Source organism: Paraburkholderia sediminicola (assembly GCF_902859805.1).
In the GTDB taxonomy this organism is placed as follows: Bacteria; Pseudomonadota; Gammaproteobacteria; order Burkholderiales; family Burkholderiaceae; genus Paraburkholderia; species Paraburkholderia sediminicola.
The window spans coordinates 58,072-74,060 of record NZ_CADIKC010000017.1 but is presented as its reverse complement, the minus strand read 5'-3'; the positions used below and the strand labels follow the sequence as shown (position 1 = coordinate 74,060).

General features: G+C 57.5%; 10 protein-coding genes and 1 pseudogene. 8 read left to right on the top strand and 3 right to left on the bottom strand.

What is annotated here, in order from left to right; all coding sequences use genetic code 11:
• Positions 1 to 3 precede the first annotated feature (3 nt).
• The 5 genes from R8871_RS35470 to R8871_RS35450 all read left to right on the top strand — a co-directional run bounded on the left by R8871_RS35470 (position 4) and on the right by R8871_RS35450 (position 8,886).
• Positions 4 to 3,147, top strand: a complete 3,144-nt coding sequence (locus R8871_RS35470; protein WP_175054571.1) for an error-prone DNA polymerase — start codon at positions 4 to 6, stop codon at positions 3,145 to 3,147.
• A gap of 46 nt (positions 3,148 to 3,193) precedes the next feature.
• Complete coding sequence (locus R8871_RS35465) at positions 3,194 to 4,153, top strand: SOS response-associated peptidase family protein (RefSeq protein ID WP_175054570.1); 960 nt, start codon at positions 3,194 to 3,196, stop codon at positions 4,151 to 4,153.
• A 151-nt stretch (positions 4,154 to 4,304) separates the two neighbouring features.
• Entirely contained in the window at positions 4,305 to 5,030 is a 726-nt protein-coding gene (locus R8871_RS35460) for an AbiU2 domain-containing protein (RefSeq protein ID WP_175054569.1), read from the top strand.
• Positions 5,027 to 5,647, top strand: coding sequence for a hypothetical protein (locus R8871_RS35455; RefSeq protein WP_175054568.1), 621 nt, complete (start codon positions 5,027 to 5,029; stop codon positions 5,645 to 5,647). Before R8871_RS35460 ends, R8871_RS35455 begins: the two co-directional genes overlap by 4 nt.
• 215 nt (positions 5,648 to 5,862) lie before the next feature.
• The gene (locus tag R8871_RS35450) at positions 5,863 to 8,886 is read left to right on the top strand and encodes a RelA/SpoT domain-containing protein (protein ID WP_175054567.1); all 3,024 of its coding nucleotides are present in this window, start codon (positions 5,863 to 5,865) and stop codon (positions 8,884 to 8,886) included.
• 404 nt (positions 8,887 to 9,290) lie between these two features.
• Here the strand turns inward: R8871_RS35450 and R8871_RS38590 are convergent.
• Positions 9,291 to 9,413: pseudogene (locus tag R8871_RS38590) on the bottom strand (IS110 family transposase); the annotation flags it as partial.
• A 493-nt stretch (positions 9,414 to 9,906) separates the two neighbouring features.
• Here R8871_RS38590 and R8871_RS35445 point away from each other — a divergent pair.
• Genes R8871_RS35445 through R8871_RS35435 form a run of 3 tightly spaced genes read left to right on the top strand, consistent with a single transcriptional unit; the run spans position 9,907 to position 12,752 of the window.
• Positions 9,907 to 10,971 carry a hypothetical protein gene (locus tag R8871_RS35445; protein WP_175054566.1) on the top strand — a complete coding sequence of 355 codons (1,065 nt, stop codon included), beginning with the start codon at positions 9,907 to 9,909 and terminating at the stop codon, positions 10,969 to 10,971.
• Positions 10,971 to 12,029, top strand: a complete 1,059-nt coding sequence (locus tag R8871_RS35440) for a hypothetical protein (RefSeq protein WP_175054565.1) — start codon at positions 10,971 to 10,973, stop codon at positions 12,027 to 12,029. The genes R8871_RS35445 and R8871_RS35440 overlap by 1 nt, the downstream gene beginning before the upstream one ends.
• Positions 12,030 to 12,038: 9 nt before the next feature.
• Positions 12,039 to 12,752, top strand: coding sequence for a hypothetical protein (locus R8871_RS35435; RefSeq protein ID WP_175054564.1), 714 nt, complete (start codon positions 12,039 to 12,041; stop codon positions 12,750 to 12,752).
• A 430-nt stretch (positions 12,753 to 13,182) separates the two neighbouring features.
• On the opposite strand, the gene R8871_RS35430 is transcribed toward R8871_RS35435, so the two are convergent.
• On the bottom strand, positions 13,183 to 14,355 hold the full coding sequence (locus R8871_RS35430) for a restriction endonuclease subunit S (protein ID WP_175054563.1): 1,173 nt from the start codon (positions 14,353 to 14,355) through the stop codon (positions 13,183 to 13,185).
• Positions 14,352 to 15,956 (bottom strand): HsdM family class I SAM-dependent methyltransferase, encoded by a 1,605-nt coding sequence (locus tag R8871_RS35425; RefSeq protein WP_217468933.1) that lies wholly within the window; start codon positions 15,954 to 15,956, stop codon positions 14,352 to 14,354. The genes R8871_RS35430 and R8871_RS35425 overlap by 4 nt, the downstream gene beginning before the upstream one ends.
• Positions 15,957 to 15,989: the final 33 nt, after the last annotated feature.

Genomic DNA, 15,989 nt, shown 5'->3' with positions numbered 1-15,989 from the left:
CCCATGGCGCCGACCTACGGCGCACTGCCCGACTATGCGGAGCTGCAGTGCGCGTCCAACTTTTCCTTTCTTCACGGCGCATCGCACGCCGAGGATCTCGCCGCTCGCGCCGCACAGCTCGGGTATGCCGCGCTGGCCGTCACGGACGAATGCTCGCTTGCCGGCGTTGTGCGCGCGCACGTCGAGGCGAAGAAGGCCGGGCTGCCTTTCATCGTCGGGTCGCACTTCCACCTGACCAACGCCGACGGCTCGCCTGCCCTTTCGTTCACCGCACTGGCGATGACGCGCGAAGGCTACGGCAACCTGTCCGAGCTAATCACGCTCGGCCGCATGCGCGCACCCAAGGGCAGTTACCGGCTCGCGCCGCTGGATCTCGCGCACCCGGAGAAGCCCTTCGGGCACCTGCGGGGACTGTCGGACTGCGTCGCGATCCTGTCACCGGACTACCCCGCCGATGAAGACAGACTGGATACGCAGGTCGAGTGGTTCGTCCAGACCTTCGGCGATCGCGCATGGGTCGCACTGACATTGCACGCGCGTGCAATGGACGATATTCACCGCGGCACCGTCGAACACGTCGCGGCGCGTCACGGCGTTCCCGTCGTCGCGACCGGCGCGCCCGTCATGCACGTGCGTTCGCGCAAACCGCTGCAGGACGTGCTGACGGCGATCCGGGTTGGCAGACCGGTCGCCGAATGCGGCTATGATCTCGCGCCCAACGCCGAGCGGCACCTGCGATCGCGTCTGCGGCTCGCCAACCTGTATCCGCAGCGCGCGCTCGAGGAGACGCTGCGAATCGCTCGCCTGTGCACGTTTTCACTCGACGAGCTGCGCTATGAGTATCCGGACGAGCTGGTGCCGGTCGGCAATACGCCGACCAGCTACCTGAGACAGGAGACCTACATCGGCGCACATCGCCGCTGGCCAGCGGGCATCCCGCATCAGGTACAGCGGCAGATCGAACACGAGCTCGCGCTGATCGGGGATCTGCGCTACGAGCCGTACTTTCTGACGGTCTACGACATCGTCCGGTTCGCACGCAGCGAAGGCATCCTGTGCCAGGGGCGCGGCTCGGCGGCCAACTCGGCCGTTTGCTTTGCTCTTGGCGTGACCGAGGTGGATCCTGCGCGCTCGTCGATGCTGTTTGAGCGGTTCATCTCGAAAGAGCGAGGTGAGCCCCCTGACATAGACGTCGATTTCGAGCACCAGCGCCGAGAGGAAGTCGTGCAGTACATTTATCGCAAGTACGGGCGCGATCGCGCTGCGCTGACGGCCGCCGTGACGACGTACCGCCCACGCAGCGCGCTGCGCGAATCGGGCAAGGCACTCGGCGTGGACCCGGCAATCGTCGACCGCGTCGCGAAGGCCCATCAGTGGTTCGATTCGAGCGGCGATCTGCTCAACCGCTTCGCCGAGGCGGGCCTCGACGCCGGGTCTCCGCTGATCGTGCAGTGGGCAAATTTTGCGGCTCTGCTGGTAGGCTTTCCACGACATCTGTCGCAGCACAGCGGCGGCTTCGTGATCAGTCGCGGTAAGCTGTCGAGGCTGGTGCCGATCGAGAACGCTGCGATGGCCGACCGCTCGATCATCCAGTGGGACAAGGACGACATCGAGGCGCTCGGTCTGCTGAAGATCGACGTGCTCGCACTCGGTATGCTGTCGGCCATCCGCCGCGCGCTCGACGTCATTTCGGAAAAACGCGGCGAGCCATTCGAACTGCAGGACATTCCTGCCGAAGATTCCGAGACCTACAAGATGATCTGTCGCGCCGATACGGTCGGCGTATTCCAGATCGAATCGCGCGCGCAGATGAGCATGCTGCCCCGCCTGCAGCCGCGCTGCTTCTACGATCTCGTGATCGAGGTGGCAATCGTACGCCCGGGCCCGGTGCAGGGCGGCATGGTGCATCCCTACCTGCGCCGGCGGCAGGGACTGGAGCCTGTCACCTATCCGAGTCCGCAGATGGAGCAGGCGCTTTCGCGCACGCTCGGCGTGCCGATTTTTCAGGAGCAGGTGATGCAGGTCGCGATGCTCGCGGCAGGATTCACTGCCGGCGAGGCTGACCAGTTGCGTCGCGCGATGGCCGCATGGCGCCGCAAGGGCGGACTCGAAGCCTACTACGATCGCATCGTGAACGGGATGCTCGAGCGCGGTTACGACCGCGAGTTTGCCGAGGCCATCTTTGCGCAGATCCAGGGCTTCGGCGAATATGGCTTTCCGGAAAGTCACGCGGCGAGCTTCGCGCTGCTGGTCTACGCGAGTGCATGGCTGAAGTGTCATGAGCCGGTCGCGTTCCTCGTCGCGATGCTCAACAGCCAGCCGATGGGATTCTATTCACCCTCACAGCTCGCCCAGGACGCCAGGCGCCACGGCGTAAAGGTGCTGCCCGTCGACGTGACGCTCAGCAACTGGGACTCGGTAGTCGAGGGCCGATCGACTCGCGCGCCGGTCCGTCTTGGCATGTCGCTGGTACGCGGGCTGAAAGAAGAAGCCGCCGCGCGCATCGAGCTCGCTCGTGCGGTGCGGACGTTTGTCGACGTATCGGACCTCGCGCGTCGGGCGCAGCTCGATCGCAAGGACCTGCAAGCGCTCGCTGCGGCCGACGCGTTACGCACGCTCGCCGGCGACCGGCGAGCGGCACTCTGGCATGCCGTCGCTGCGGTACCGGACCGGGATCTGCTGAGCGGCGCGACTGATGACGACGCGACGCCGGTGCTCGCGCCGATGACCGAAGGCCAGCAGATCGCCAGCGATTACCGGACCCTCGGTCTGACGCTCGGCAGGCACCCGCTGGAACTGCTCCGCCCTCGCCTGCTCGCTCAGCGCCTGCTGCCGGCGTCGACGCTGGCCGGATTCCGGAACGGGCAGCTCGCACGTGCCTGCGGCATGGTGACGGTCCGACAGCGGCCGGGCACGGCCAAGGGTGTGATGTTTGTCACGCTGGAGGATGAGACCGGCCAGGTCAACGTCATCATCTGGCCGTCCCTGCTCGAAAAGCAGCGACGCGAAGCGCTCGGCTCGTCACTACTTGCCGTGTACGGCGTCTGGCAGCGGGAGGGTGAGGTTCGCCATCTCGTCGCGCACCGGCTGGTCGACGCGTCCCCTCTGCTCGGCTCGCTCGTCACGTCGACACGAAACTTCCATTAAGAACCGGCGTACCATGTTTGCGCACCTTCTTCCAGGGAGAGTCACCATGTGCTATTCAGCCCAGATCCAGGCGGACTACCGCAAGTACGTCAGGATGTTTGGCGCGCACATGAGCATCCGGGAGTTCGCACAGCTGTACTGGGAACGCGCAGAGGGCAGCAACGCCAAAATTCCGAAGGCGATGGACGCCTCGTTCTCGGTTCCCCAGACCGACGAGGAACGGCGGATCAAGGAAGCGATTGACCGGTTCACCCGCGACCAGGTCCCAAAGCTGGAGCAGGAACTGTTCAAACAGCGCGCGCGACTCGCCGACGCAGAACGCACCCTGCAGAGCAAGACGACGAAGGCGGCCACTGAAAGCAAACGGATCGCAACCAACAGGATCGAGTCGGCGCTGCGCGGGCTCGACGATCTCCGTCGCACCGAACTGAAAGACCGCGACTCGCGAATTTTCCCCGGTAACTATGCTCCGGTGATGGTCATGGAAGACGGCAAGCGCGTCATCAAGCCGATGCGATATCACTGCCGCCCGGCTGGCAAACCTGCGTTCTACGACAAGAAATATCCCGGACTTTACAACGCCAGGTTTGACAACCTGGAAGGCTTCTGGAAGGGACTCTTTGGGTATTCGCACGGTCTGATCGTCGCGAACGCGTTCTATGAAAACGTGAAACGACATCGTCTGGAAGGGCGCGAACTCGCCGACGGCGAACTGGAGGAAAACGTGGTCCTGGAGTTCAAGCCGCAGCCTGCTCAGGACATGCTCCTCGCTTGCTTGTGGTCGCACTGGCAGGCCCCTGGTGAGCCGGACCTTCTGTCGTTCGCTGCAATCACCGATGAACCACCACCCGAGGTTGTCGCTGCTGGCCATGATCGCTGCATCATTCCCATCAAGCCGGAGAACATCGACGCCTGGCTTTGCCCGGACCCCAACAATCTCGCGGCGCAGTATGCGATTCTCGACGACCGCTATCGCCCTTACTACGAACATCGAATGGCGGCCTGAGCAGCGCAAGTCGAGAACGACATCGGGCCAAGCCTCGGTGCACATAAGCAGGTCGGCCCGTCGCTCAATAACGAAAGTCTCCGTGCGGCCAGTTGCCGCAGTTCACCGCCACGAGAAATGCAACAAAGTCACTGAAACCGGGGAGAACAGGGTGAGCGACGACGAATGGGTAAGCGAGCTAAAACGACTGGTCGAAACCGCAGAGCAGGAAGTAACGACGGCGGTCGTCTTGCATGAGTCTTGGAAGCCAACCGTTCGGAACACTGAATTGTTGGAGCGCATGGGCGAGTCGTTCGCCACGCACACCTTCAATATCATTCGATGGGCTTTGCGCCGAGAGGTGTTACTTGCATTGCTCCGTGTCTGGGATACGCATCAGAAAGCGGTTAACGTTGCACGGATCATTGCCGAACTGCGAAAGCCCGATGCAATGGAAGCGCTGATTTCTTCCCGGTGCGATCGGGACTCGCCACTATCTCACCATCTCGCTGAACATCTTCGGGGACACCTACCCGAGAAAATCGAAAGCGCGGGTGCGTTGGTCGATAAGTACACGACCAAAGACGGTGAGGCCGCAGAGGTCATGACGAAGCTACTCAGGCAACGCAATGTCTCTTTGGCACATCGTCAGCGAGAGCCGCAGAAGGCGACGGGCGGTAATGCCACGGATGACGAGATTGAAGCCTTCTATCAGGACACGTGCCGCATTATCGAGTACCTTATGAACATCGTGCGCGCGACGTCGCTGGACATGACCGATACAGCGAGCGTCTATGCGCATCACGCTCGATTCTTTTGGGCGGCGGCACGGGGCGAACGAACGCCGGGGCATCCAAACTATCGCGAACCCATTCGACCTGAGGATATCAACCAATGAAGTTCGTCCCGGGCGATGATACCGACCGTGCGCTATGCGCCACGATCAGCCACGAGTATTTGAGATGCGACGACGCTCTACACGAGTTCGCACGGTTGCGTCAGGAGATGATGACACGGGGCGATGACAGGCGTCTGGCCTACACGGCCTATAACGCCTATTCCCGATTTATTCACCACCTGTACGAGTTCAATATGGCGTGTGCGCAACGTGATTTCAATGATACGTCGTTTCAGCCGAAAAGCGATGATGTGGATCGGTTGATTGCCTCGCATGCTGATCGTGCGATACGGAATATGCGACGAGCTTTCAATCAGGCTGTATACGGGCAGCGGCCATTCGAACCCTTCCCTTTGCTGGTCGAATTTGCAAAGGCTTTTCGCATAGCACGCAACACGTCGAACGGTCATGCCAAGCATCAGCGATACACTCTGAACCTGTTCGAGTTCTTCGAACGCTATCATCGATACCTGCTCGCCATGCATAGCACCGCTCGCCACATGTGGTTGCAGCAGGGGGACCAGTTCCCGGATTGGGGAGAGATCACAGCGTTTTCCGTGGTGGTAAAAGCAGCCCCAGCTGTTTCAGACGATGACGGTCAAACACCTACCGCTTGACCACATGACGACGGGCAACTTTGAAGCAACGCATCGGCCCGCTTTGCGGTGTGGATCGTCGACCGGAAACAAGCCGATGTCGTTGCATCGAACGACAGGGATGACAAAGCCCCCACACAAGCATATCGGCAAGAATCAACCAAGGAAATTTCGAGTTCGAGTAATACACGTGTACTTTTGCAGAAGAAAAGCCGCATTGAGACGGAGAGTGGTCGATGAATTTCGAAGAATATGAACGCGATGGGCAGCACGTGTATGCGCAGATGTCGACAACCGTGGCGGCTATCCTGACGGCCGCGATCAACGCCGAGAGAGACCAGTATCGGATGCAACTGGTGAAGGCGCGCGCCAAGCAACCCGTCTCACTGCGACGGAAGCTGCAGCAACAGAGACTCGCCGAAACGACGACACTCGAGACGGAAATCAAGGATCTTGCGGGTTGTCGCGTAATCTTCTACACGAACAGTGATGTCACCCGGTTCATCAATTCCGGGATCATCCAGCAGAACTTCGAAGTGCTCGACGTGAAGATCCACCATCCGCGACGCGACCTCGAGGACGCGACAGAGCTTTATACCTCGAACCACTATATCGTGGCGTTGAATCCAGAACGCATTGCGTTCCCGGAGTATGCAGACTTCGCCGGGATGCGTTGCGAGATCCAGATCCAGACCATTCTCAACCATGCTTGGGCGGAAATGGCGCACGACACAATATACAAGGCTCCCGAACTTGCCAACTTTGGAGGCAAGGCGTTCGACGGCATCAAGGCGAGGATGAAAAAGGTCGCCCAGAAGTACCTTGTTCCTGCCGGCTACGAATTCCAGAAAATCGCCAGTGATTTTCAGCGACTTGTCGATGGAAAAGCGCTTTTTGATGGCGATGCCCTGGAGGCAATAGTTACGGCAACCGACAACAACGCGCGTCTCGATGCAATCGAGAAACTTGCGGACAACGTCCTTCCCTTTTATGACGACCTGCAAGCCATCTATCCGGACGTTGTCCCGCGTTTGCTTGCAGCCGTGGAGCACGCACGCGCAACGCCCGAAAAACAGATAGAGACTCCCGACGGGATGCTGCCCGCAACGACATCGAGCGATATCGTTTTTGCTGCCACGGACATCCTGAAACACTATCGTTACCTTGACGTCGATTCGACGTTCGATGCGCTGTGCAAGCTCTATGGACAGGCTGCGAACAGCGGCGAGGTGAAGAAACTGCTTGAACTAGGTAAGGAGCTGTCAAGGCATCAGCTCGAGGTCTGGCAACAATATGGTTCGGTCGTGCAAGAGATGTTGCTCGTGCGTATCGAGGCGTTGAGCGGAGAACAGCGTATCGCCCTGCACTCACTGCTGACGCCGATGCTAACTGAAATCCTTGGAACGGAAATCAGAGGGACGACAGCGAGTTCTTCCGCGGTAACGTTCCACACCGGATCCGTTGTGGCGTCCGATCGGCTTCGTGCAATCCGGACGAAGGCGATCGAATTGCTGAAACAACAGTTCCGTCTGGCTCGCACGGATGAAGAACGTCACTCCGTTCTTCAGGCGCTCGAATCTGGAACGCGGCTTCCCTACCAAAGCGTGTACAGCAATGAGCTTCAGCGCATGGTGATGGACGACATGCGCACGGTCATTGAGTTTCAAACCGAGGTGGCCGATTCGTTGAGCCTCGAACTACTCAGGCAAGCCGAGGTCTGGATTCACCGGTGCTACTGGAACCATGTCGAGCTCCCCGCTGCACTGCGCGACGTTCCAGAACTCGCTGCAGCGCGTGCCGATCTTGTGGCCGCGACAATTGCCTTCCGTGATACTGCTAATGCCACAACCGACTTCGTGATCTATAAGACCCTGGTCGGGTACGATTCGGTACTCCAACCGGCATGGCACGATGAGGCCTTCCGCTATACACAGCCTGCCGAGTACCGGACTGAACAGATCGATGGGTTTGTCGCCGAAGTGGACGAAACAACCGCCGAAACTTGGTTCGACAGAATCAAGCGGTACGCCCGTACTGAATCTGACGACCTGGCCACATTCCCAGAATTTGGCAAATTTCTCGAACGTCTGGGCGAGACCAAGCCGGCGATCGTCCTGGGCTACATTGCTCGGACCGAGGGGCCACTCGCAAGGTTTTTGCCGGCCATGCTCACGGGGCTGACGAGAAGCACGGAGCGCGCGACGGCGTTTTCACAGATCGACACGTGGCTGAACGCAGGCGAGCACCTGCGACGAATCACCTGGTATCTGCAATTTGCGGATCCGTTCGACGAGACAGTCCTTAAACGGGCGCTCGACAGCGCTATCCAGCATGGAGACCAGATCGCTGTGCGCAACGCGCTCGTTGCGGCTGAGCGCCAGTTTGCTGATCATCCCGGCACACTCGTAGATGCTGTATTTCTTCCCGCGCTTCGATATCTCGAGACATGCGGAGACTTCAGTTGGCTCCACTTGCCCCTGCAGACGTGGTATCGGAGCCCAATCATCGGCGCACTCGACAAAGCGCAGGCAGTCACTGTGCTTGATACGCTGGTTCGCTATCCGAGGCTGGAATCATCAGTCGAAAATGTAATCGCCACCATCGCGGAAAAGTGGCCAGAAAGTGTGGTGACGTTCCTTGGAGTTCGCCAGACACTTGCCCGCTTGGGTGACGTCCCTCCGAATTATGATGCAGTGCCCTTCGCCGTCCACGAACTTAATTCACCGCTCGCGGCCGTTCCCGACGTGGTGTTGGAAGGGGCGCGGGCCTGGTTCAACGACGACCCGCTGGTCTTTACCTACGACGGAGGGCGTTTGCTTGCCTCGCTGTTTCCCGATCTCGCGGGAGGACTGAACGAGCGACTCGAGAGGCTCATCGACGGCGGGAACGAACGCGACCTCGCGTTCGTCCTTTCCGTACTTCGAGCCTTTTCAGGCCGCACCTGCATCTATGATCTCACTCGCAAAATCGTGGCTACCCTCAATGCAGGCAACCCCCTGCTCGAACAGGTTCAATTGGCTTTGCGGGAGACGGGCGTTGTACATGGCGAATATGGCTTCGCCGATCTCTACGCGGAGCGCAAGGCGTTGCTGGGACCTTGGCTGACCGACCCTAGCGAGCGGGTTCGCGAGTTTGCTGAAGAGCAGATGCGCCTTCTCGATCAGTTGATCGCCGCCGAACATCGCTCCGTTGAGACAAGAAGCGCACTACGCAAGCTGCAGTATGGCGAGGAACTCGACGGTAGGGCTGGGGATGAGTGATCAGTACTGAGACCCGCAGCCGATTCTCTTCAAGCGTAGGCCATATTAATTCTGTCACCAGTTCTCGTGGTCACAGCCGATGATCGCGCGGCCGGATACCGCGTGAGAATGTCCGACAAGGTTGCCAAGTCTGCCCGCGCAGTTATCGGCGGCTTTTTAGCGTAGATGGGGTCTTGGCCGCCGTCGCCCGGTCGGGTGGTCGGACTTCGACGCACGAGGCTAGCAGCCGCCGGTGGTTTCTCGGGGCTAAAATGCATCTAAGGCGTACCGAGCGGCTCTTTTGCGCCATCATCAGCGAGCCTTCCTGCTATGTCGTCCCTTTGAAAGGGAGAACAAAATGTTGCCCGACAACGAGGATGAGGATGAAAACGAGGGATTGCGAGCGAACGAGGAGGATGACCAGGAGCTACCGTCACAACATTCGCTGGTCGTCGCTCCAGGATGTCCTTCTGCCAGGACGTCGGCGTCTTGACATGGCGCATTACTGAACGTGCTCCATGTATCAGTAGCGTGCGCACGTAGGGGTCACTGTACGAAAAATTGGCCCTCTAGCTTCCGAGGTCGGCTTGCCGCCGGGTCGAATGGCCGAAACCGGTCGCGCGCTTTCGATCGCGACCGCGGAGGATGTAGCCGTCCATGCTGTTTGCATGAGGCACTGAGCGGTCCAGACCGTGTCAAAACGTGCGCTTCATTCGAACGCTGTCCAAACGGGCTTGCGAGAAAGGCCTACAACGGCTTTGGCGAGTGTCGGCAATGGTAAAGCGACCCTTCAAAACCTTGCGATTTTCCGTTTTGACACAGCCTCGGCCAGTTGCGGCCACTTGCTCATCCCGCAGTGCCGTCATTCGAAAGGTCGGTTCAAACCCGAAATCTGCCAGACAGGCTACGAAGTGTTTTGCGTTTCCCATAGCGATAGAGCTCATGGAACTGTTCGTAGCGCGACATATAGGACAGGGAGGCGAGCTCTGCAACATTTCGGCTAAAATCGCTTCGAATCAAAAATTCTAAATGGAGAGAGCTTTGGCCGGAGAGACCAGTTCCATCGCCAAGATGGCGGTGCACGTATCCAATGAGCTATTCGAGTGGTTTCGCTGGCGTCGAATTCCACTTCCCGACTTAAATTTCGATTGCGTCAAAACTGCCACCCACGCCCCGGGGAAGGATAGTCACACGCATCCCGTCGATGCAGTGTTTCACTATGTCGATCCGTATTTAAACAAGATAATTTATTTCAATACGGATCTTAAGAGTTACGCCAGCAATAGCATTGATGCAAATCGGATGTATGCGGCTCTAAAATCGCTTGCCTTAACAATTGATTGTGCGCGTGTTTCCGAGGAGTGGCAAGGCCGATATCATCTCATGGGAGATATCCCTTACGAAGTCCGTGGGATGTTATTTGTTTATAACCATGACGCCGAGTACGATAAAAAGTTTTACGACGTTCTATCAACACCTGTAAAGCGTCAAGGAGCAAAGGAAAAGACGTCGGTTAAACTGGAAACTTTGCCCATTGCGGACGGGCAAGTAATTCACGTATTCGAACCGACTCTCATTAGCTATTTGACGACGGTCGTCACCGATGCGCACAGATTACACACAGCTGGTACGTTTCCTGAGAAAAATTATGAGTTTTACTATCCGGATCTGAGGCTACATAAAGCGAGTGGTGCTGTGTATGAGCGACCGGCTACTGCAGAGATGATGGCTGGACCATATCTCATTATCAGACACGATCAAATCAAGAAGCTCAATGAAGAATCGGGTGAAATAGAAATCCGATATCCTGAGGGATATGTCATATACTATAATCGCCCCGGAGAATCGGCGGAAGAATTTGCGTATTTCCTGGATGTATTATCCGGATATCAGATTTTAGATGGCCATCACAAAATCAGGGTGAGAGTCGCGCATCACGCGCCTGCCACTGATCCCAAGAGCAATTTTAAGCGGGCAGTTGCGCTCTACGCGCAGGAATGGGGCTTTGATAAAATCAAACTCAACAGACTGGAATCAATAGAAATCGAACTAATTGAAATCTATAGATACTCGTTCTCGAAAACAAATATTGGGTGGGAGAGATAATGCGAAACGGTACAATATTCAGCGCAAGCGACAAATCAATCAATGACGCGCTTAGCCAAAAAACCGTCACCAACGCGGACCTCCGTGATCTGTTTCTAACGAGAGGGGTATTGATCTCCAAAGATTCCAGTCGAAAAAGCCTTGCATTCCACTTCTCACGTTTGACGCACGATTTTAACGACTATCAGCGCCTGGCCAGGATTTTCGGAAGCTCCGTCCATCACGAAAAGCTTGCAAGTACCAGAATTGAGTCGCAGGTGAGTATTTCAACTTTCGAGAATAGTGCGCATGAATTGAAGGCAGATTTGGAAAAGGACGGTGCTGTTGTGAAAGTCTACGCGACACAGGGCAATCGCCTGGATATAGAGATTAAATATCAAAAACTTCAATTCAACAAAAGCGAGTTTCGGCAAGTCGTGAGCCGTACGGCTGTTATTTCGGTACAACGAGAAGGAAGTGACCTTGTCATTCATGGACCGCACAACGACGATGTGCATGAATGGATCGGTAAGCTTGCTTCGATCGCTAGTGAAAAGAGCGGCGAATCGCTTGAGTTCACCGATATCCAGCTGCCACCCACATTTTCCGCGAAGCAAAAATCTGATTTCTTTATTAATCTCGCGAAAGCGATGGTTGGCTATAATTTGCACGACGTGACGGACGTCTATGTATCAAAGCCCGATCCAAGCTCCGGTGATGATGACGACGATGAGGCTGAGCCTGTCCAGACAGGCATTCATATATCGAAGGCATCGCTAAAGGGCCAAGGGGTACTTCAGTCTAAAGAGCTTCAGCTTCTGGCGAAAAAGGGGTTTTACATTAGTCGAATGGTATGGACTGGAAGAAGTCCTTCGTTCGATTCCGATCTCTATGAATTTGAAGCGCAATTCTCTTCGCCCGACGACTGTACCGGATTTGTTTATTTGCCAAGAGGCTTTTATAGACACGTGGATGGGATGGAGTTTGCGTCAACCAGAAGCGGGCTTACAAACGACGAACAATATCGCTTGGGCAAAGTCGTTGAAGCTGCCGCTCGCACTACGTTGGCTGGCCTTTAAGGGGTGGCAATGAACAAAGCAAAGTGGCTCAAAATAGAAATCGAATGCACCCACAAAAAAATAGTGGATTTGGTGAGACTTGCCCAGTTCAACGAGCGGGTTGGGTACGGTTTCGATCTTTCTTTTCGTGATGGGAAGAAGGTTGGCTTAAGGTTTATCGAGAAAATCGCTTCCGTAGAGGTGATCACTGATCCGTATGGAGTAAGCACTAGTGTCGAGACCACGAGATACTCATCAATCCAGTTTCAGCTGTATGTATTCTCCGCAGGAGATACCACTCGATACTTTATGGAAGTGAATTCGCCACCGCGTTCCCTTCGCACCTTGGTCGCCGCTCTCGCCAACACTGCACCGGGCGTCACGGTGTCCGAGGTTGATATTCCGGTGTTGGATGTTTTCGCTGTGTTACGGAGGTCGTCAATCACGGCGCGCTTGACGCGTATCAAAGCGTCTCAATTAAAGTTGACTGAGGACTCGGTGGCTAAGGTTGACGTCGTCTCGACCAAAAACGCTGCGGCTGACCTGAAACGCTTCTTCCCCAGCAATGACGTAACAGTCGATAAGATTCGCGTCGACCGGCCATTCGGCTCATTGGCTCATGCCGTCGAACTAACCCGGACGGGCTTAATCTCCGTCGATGCAGCATACACGGAGACGGCATCGCAGTTTGTTCTTGATCTGCTCACCAAGCATTATCAAGAGACATCGAAAGAGGAGTGGTGATTCGTCTTGTAATTGCAGGCTGCCGACTCGCTATGCCGTTGTGCGCCAAGACTGGTCACCTTAAATCGACAGCATCGTTCGGCTGGACTACCATGTCGGCTCACCGTGGGACAGATACGGCATGCACGCCCTGAGTAACTTGATGGGAAAAACGTAGCTCGCATGATGGCCCGCGTCACGACGAGGTTAAGAAAAATGACTCTCGCAATTCTGGAGATGGTTATCCATCTCGTAGGGATAGCGGTTGAGCTTTGGTCTCTTTTCAAGAAAACCAACTAAACCGTTGATTCACGTCCCCGCTTCGGCGGGGATTTTTTTCGTCTGCTGCTAACATCGAATTGCTCTGCATGCATGAAACTGGCCGCGCTGGCTGGGCGGCAACTTCAAGCCGGTCAGCCCAGCGTAGAAGTTGGTGGCGATCATGCCATACTCAGCTTGGGAAGGCGCGCGCCAACAATGCTTGAAAGGTGGCCTCGGCTTTTTCGAGCGCCGTGCGCTGCTGAGCCGCCAGGTCGGTCAGGGCTTTGCAGTGCTCGTCGAACTTCTCCTGCAGGTCGATGGGCGGACGCGGGATCGGAAACGCCTTCAACTCTTTGCTGTTGATGTTCGACTGTCCGACGGCACCACGCGCCGTCGCGAACAGCACACGCTTCATGTGCGGCGAGTTCAGGAACGCCCACAGGTAGGTCGGATAGGCAATCAACCTGTTCACCCGAAGGCGGATGAAATACGAAGCAACGATCGCTTCGGTCATGCCGTCCCAAAGGCCCGTCTTGCCGACAAGCTCCTTGCTGTTGGTCCGGTTGAAGAGAATGTCACCTTCCAGCAGCCCGAACCGTTCAACGTCTTCCGGCCCCAACTCGACGTACTTCAGATCGCTGAGATCCAGAGCACCTTCGTACGTGACGTTGCCCATGCGGATCATCGGCAAGCCGACGGGATCGGTGTGCGCCTTTGCACTGCTTCCGTAGTCCGCGTTGCTGAGCAGTTCGCCGATGGTCGTCATTGGCCAGTCCATCGGGTTGGTTGCCGGATCGCCGAACATCTTGGCAAAGGTGGCTGGCAGCAGATCAGCAACCCGGCGTTGCGCCTCGATGCGCAAGCGCACGATGCTTTCGGCCCGCGACAGAAGCTCAACGATCTGGTTCTGTTCCGGCGCGCTTCGCTGCGGTAGCTCCTGATCGAGCACCTGTCCGTCGGTCACAGCCGGGTAGAGCGCACCCGCGACCAGCGCCTGCAGGCCTATGATGAAGCGCTGCGAGCGTGTGAAGAAAAGGAGGTATCGGGACGAGACGTCTTCCTTTGCTCGTAGCACGCAGAAGCCCGTGCTCGCAACTTCGCCGTCGAGGTTGTCGGGAACCATAGCGACCGCGTTCAGGTTCGGGCGTACTGTCGAGACGAGAACATCGCCAGCGCGGATCGCCTTGCGAGCGCGAGTCGGCGCCTCGCTGCCGGCGATGATCTTGGGGTCTCGGATGACCTTTGCGATGTTATCGACCGAGGCGACGTCCACGTAGGTGAAGCGCCGCTCCGGCTCTTTCGTCGGGTTGATCGTACCCGTGGCGACCGTCACTAGGTCGCGCAACTTCATTTGCTCGCTCACTGGGACATCTCTCCCAACGCTGCGCGCAGTGCGGCCACTTCTTCGACGATCTCTGTTTCGATCGCTGCCAGTTCGTCCAGTAATTCCAGCGGATCGCGGTGCTCGGCCGCTGTCTGGCTCGCTGGACGGTAGCGACTGGCGGAAAGGTTGAAATCGGCACCTTTGATCGCCGCGGTATCGGCGAACCACCATTTTGCGGTCCACTCTTGCGTCGCCTCGCGCTCTTTCCACGTCGTCAGTCGCGTGGCGCGATCGCGATACGTGTCGACGGCGTCGGGCAGGTCATCATGCACGATCGGCTGGTCGTGGTTGGCGTCCAACTTGTAGCCGTCGTTATCGACGTGGTAGAAAAGGACGTTTTGCGTCGCACCGCTTTTGCGGAAAATCAGCACCGAAGTTTTGACGACCGAATACGGTTGGAACACGCCGCCAGGAAGAGAGATCACTGCCTCCACGCGATTGTTCTCGATCAGTTGGCGCCGCAGTTCGCGGTGCGCCAACGTTGAACCGGAGAGGACGCCTTCCGGAACGATGACTCCGCAACGGCCGTCTGTCCGCAGACTGTCGATCATGTATTTGAGGAACAGCAGTTCCGTCGCGGTACTGTTTCCGACCTTTACGTCCTCGACAACGCGGTCTTTGTCCACGCGTCCGGAGAACGGAGGATTCGCCAGGATGACTTGGTAGCCGTCCGCAGGCAACGAAAGCTCTTCGCGCTTCGCCGCGTCGAGGGAAGTCGTCAGCACGTTACGAAGCAGAACCCGCACGTTGGGGAGGCCGCGCAGCGTCAGGTTCATCGTGGCCAGGCGGACCATCTTGGGGTCCACGTCGTTGCCGTAGAACGTGCCGGTTTGCAAGGCGGAGTTCTGCGCGGCGGACAAGCGATCACCCATACCGCGACGTTGAACCTTGCCGTCGAGTTCGACATCCTGAATCGTGTTCTCGGACGAGTTCGCCAGCCGGATGTGGTTGTAGGCGGCGACGAGGAAGCCGGCCGTGCCAGCGGCGGGATCGTAGACCGTCTCGCCGATCTTCGGATCAACGATCGCGGTGATCATGCGAATGACATGCCGCGGCGTGCGGAACTGTCCAAGTTCGCCGGCCTGCCGGATCTGCCGGAGAACGTGTTCGAAGAGGTCGCCCTTGGTGTCAGCGTCCGCGTCGTCGAGGCGCAAGTTGTCAACGAGGTTCACGACCTGCGTGAGCACCGTCGGATCGACGATCGAGAGACGCGCGACATCCATGAAGTTGGTGGCGCTGCGCTCGCCCATCTCGGCGAAGAACGCGAAAACCTCATCCCGCACAAAGCGCACCAGCGCCTCGCCCGACATCGCTTTCGCCCACACCGACCATTTGAACCGGTCACGCGGGATGACCGTCTGACCGTTGTCGGCGTTCAGCGGGTTCTTGACGTTCCAGTCTCCGCTGAATAGGCTCTGGTACGGGCGTTTCATGACCCGCGCCTTCATCTGGTTGTCGCTGTCGATGCCTTCGACGAGGTAGAAGAAAAACAGGAACGACAGTTGTTCGGCGTTCGACACAGGATCGGGATAACCGCCGCCGTAGAGGTAATCGCGGATCTGGTCGATCGACCGACGCATGTTGGGTGTGAGAGGCATGTCCTACCTTAAAAC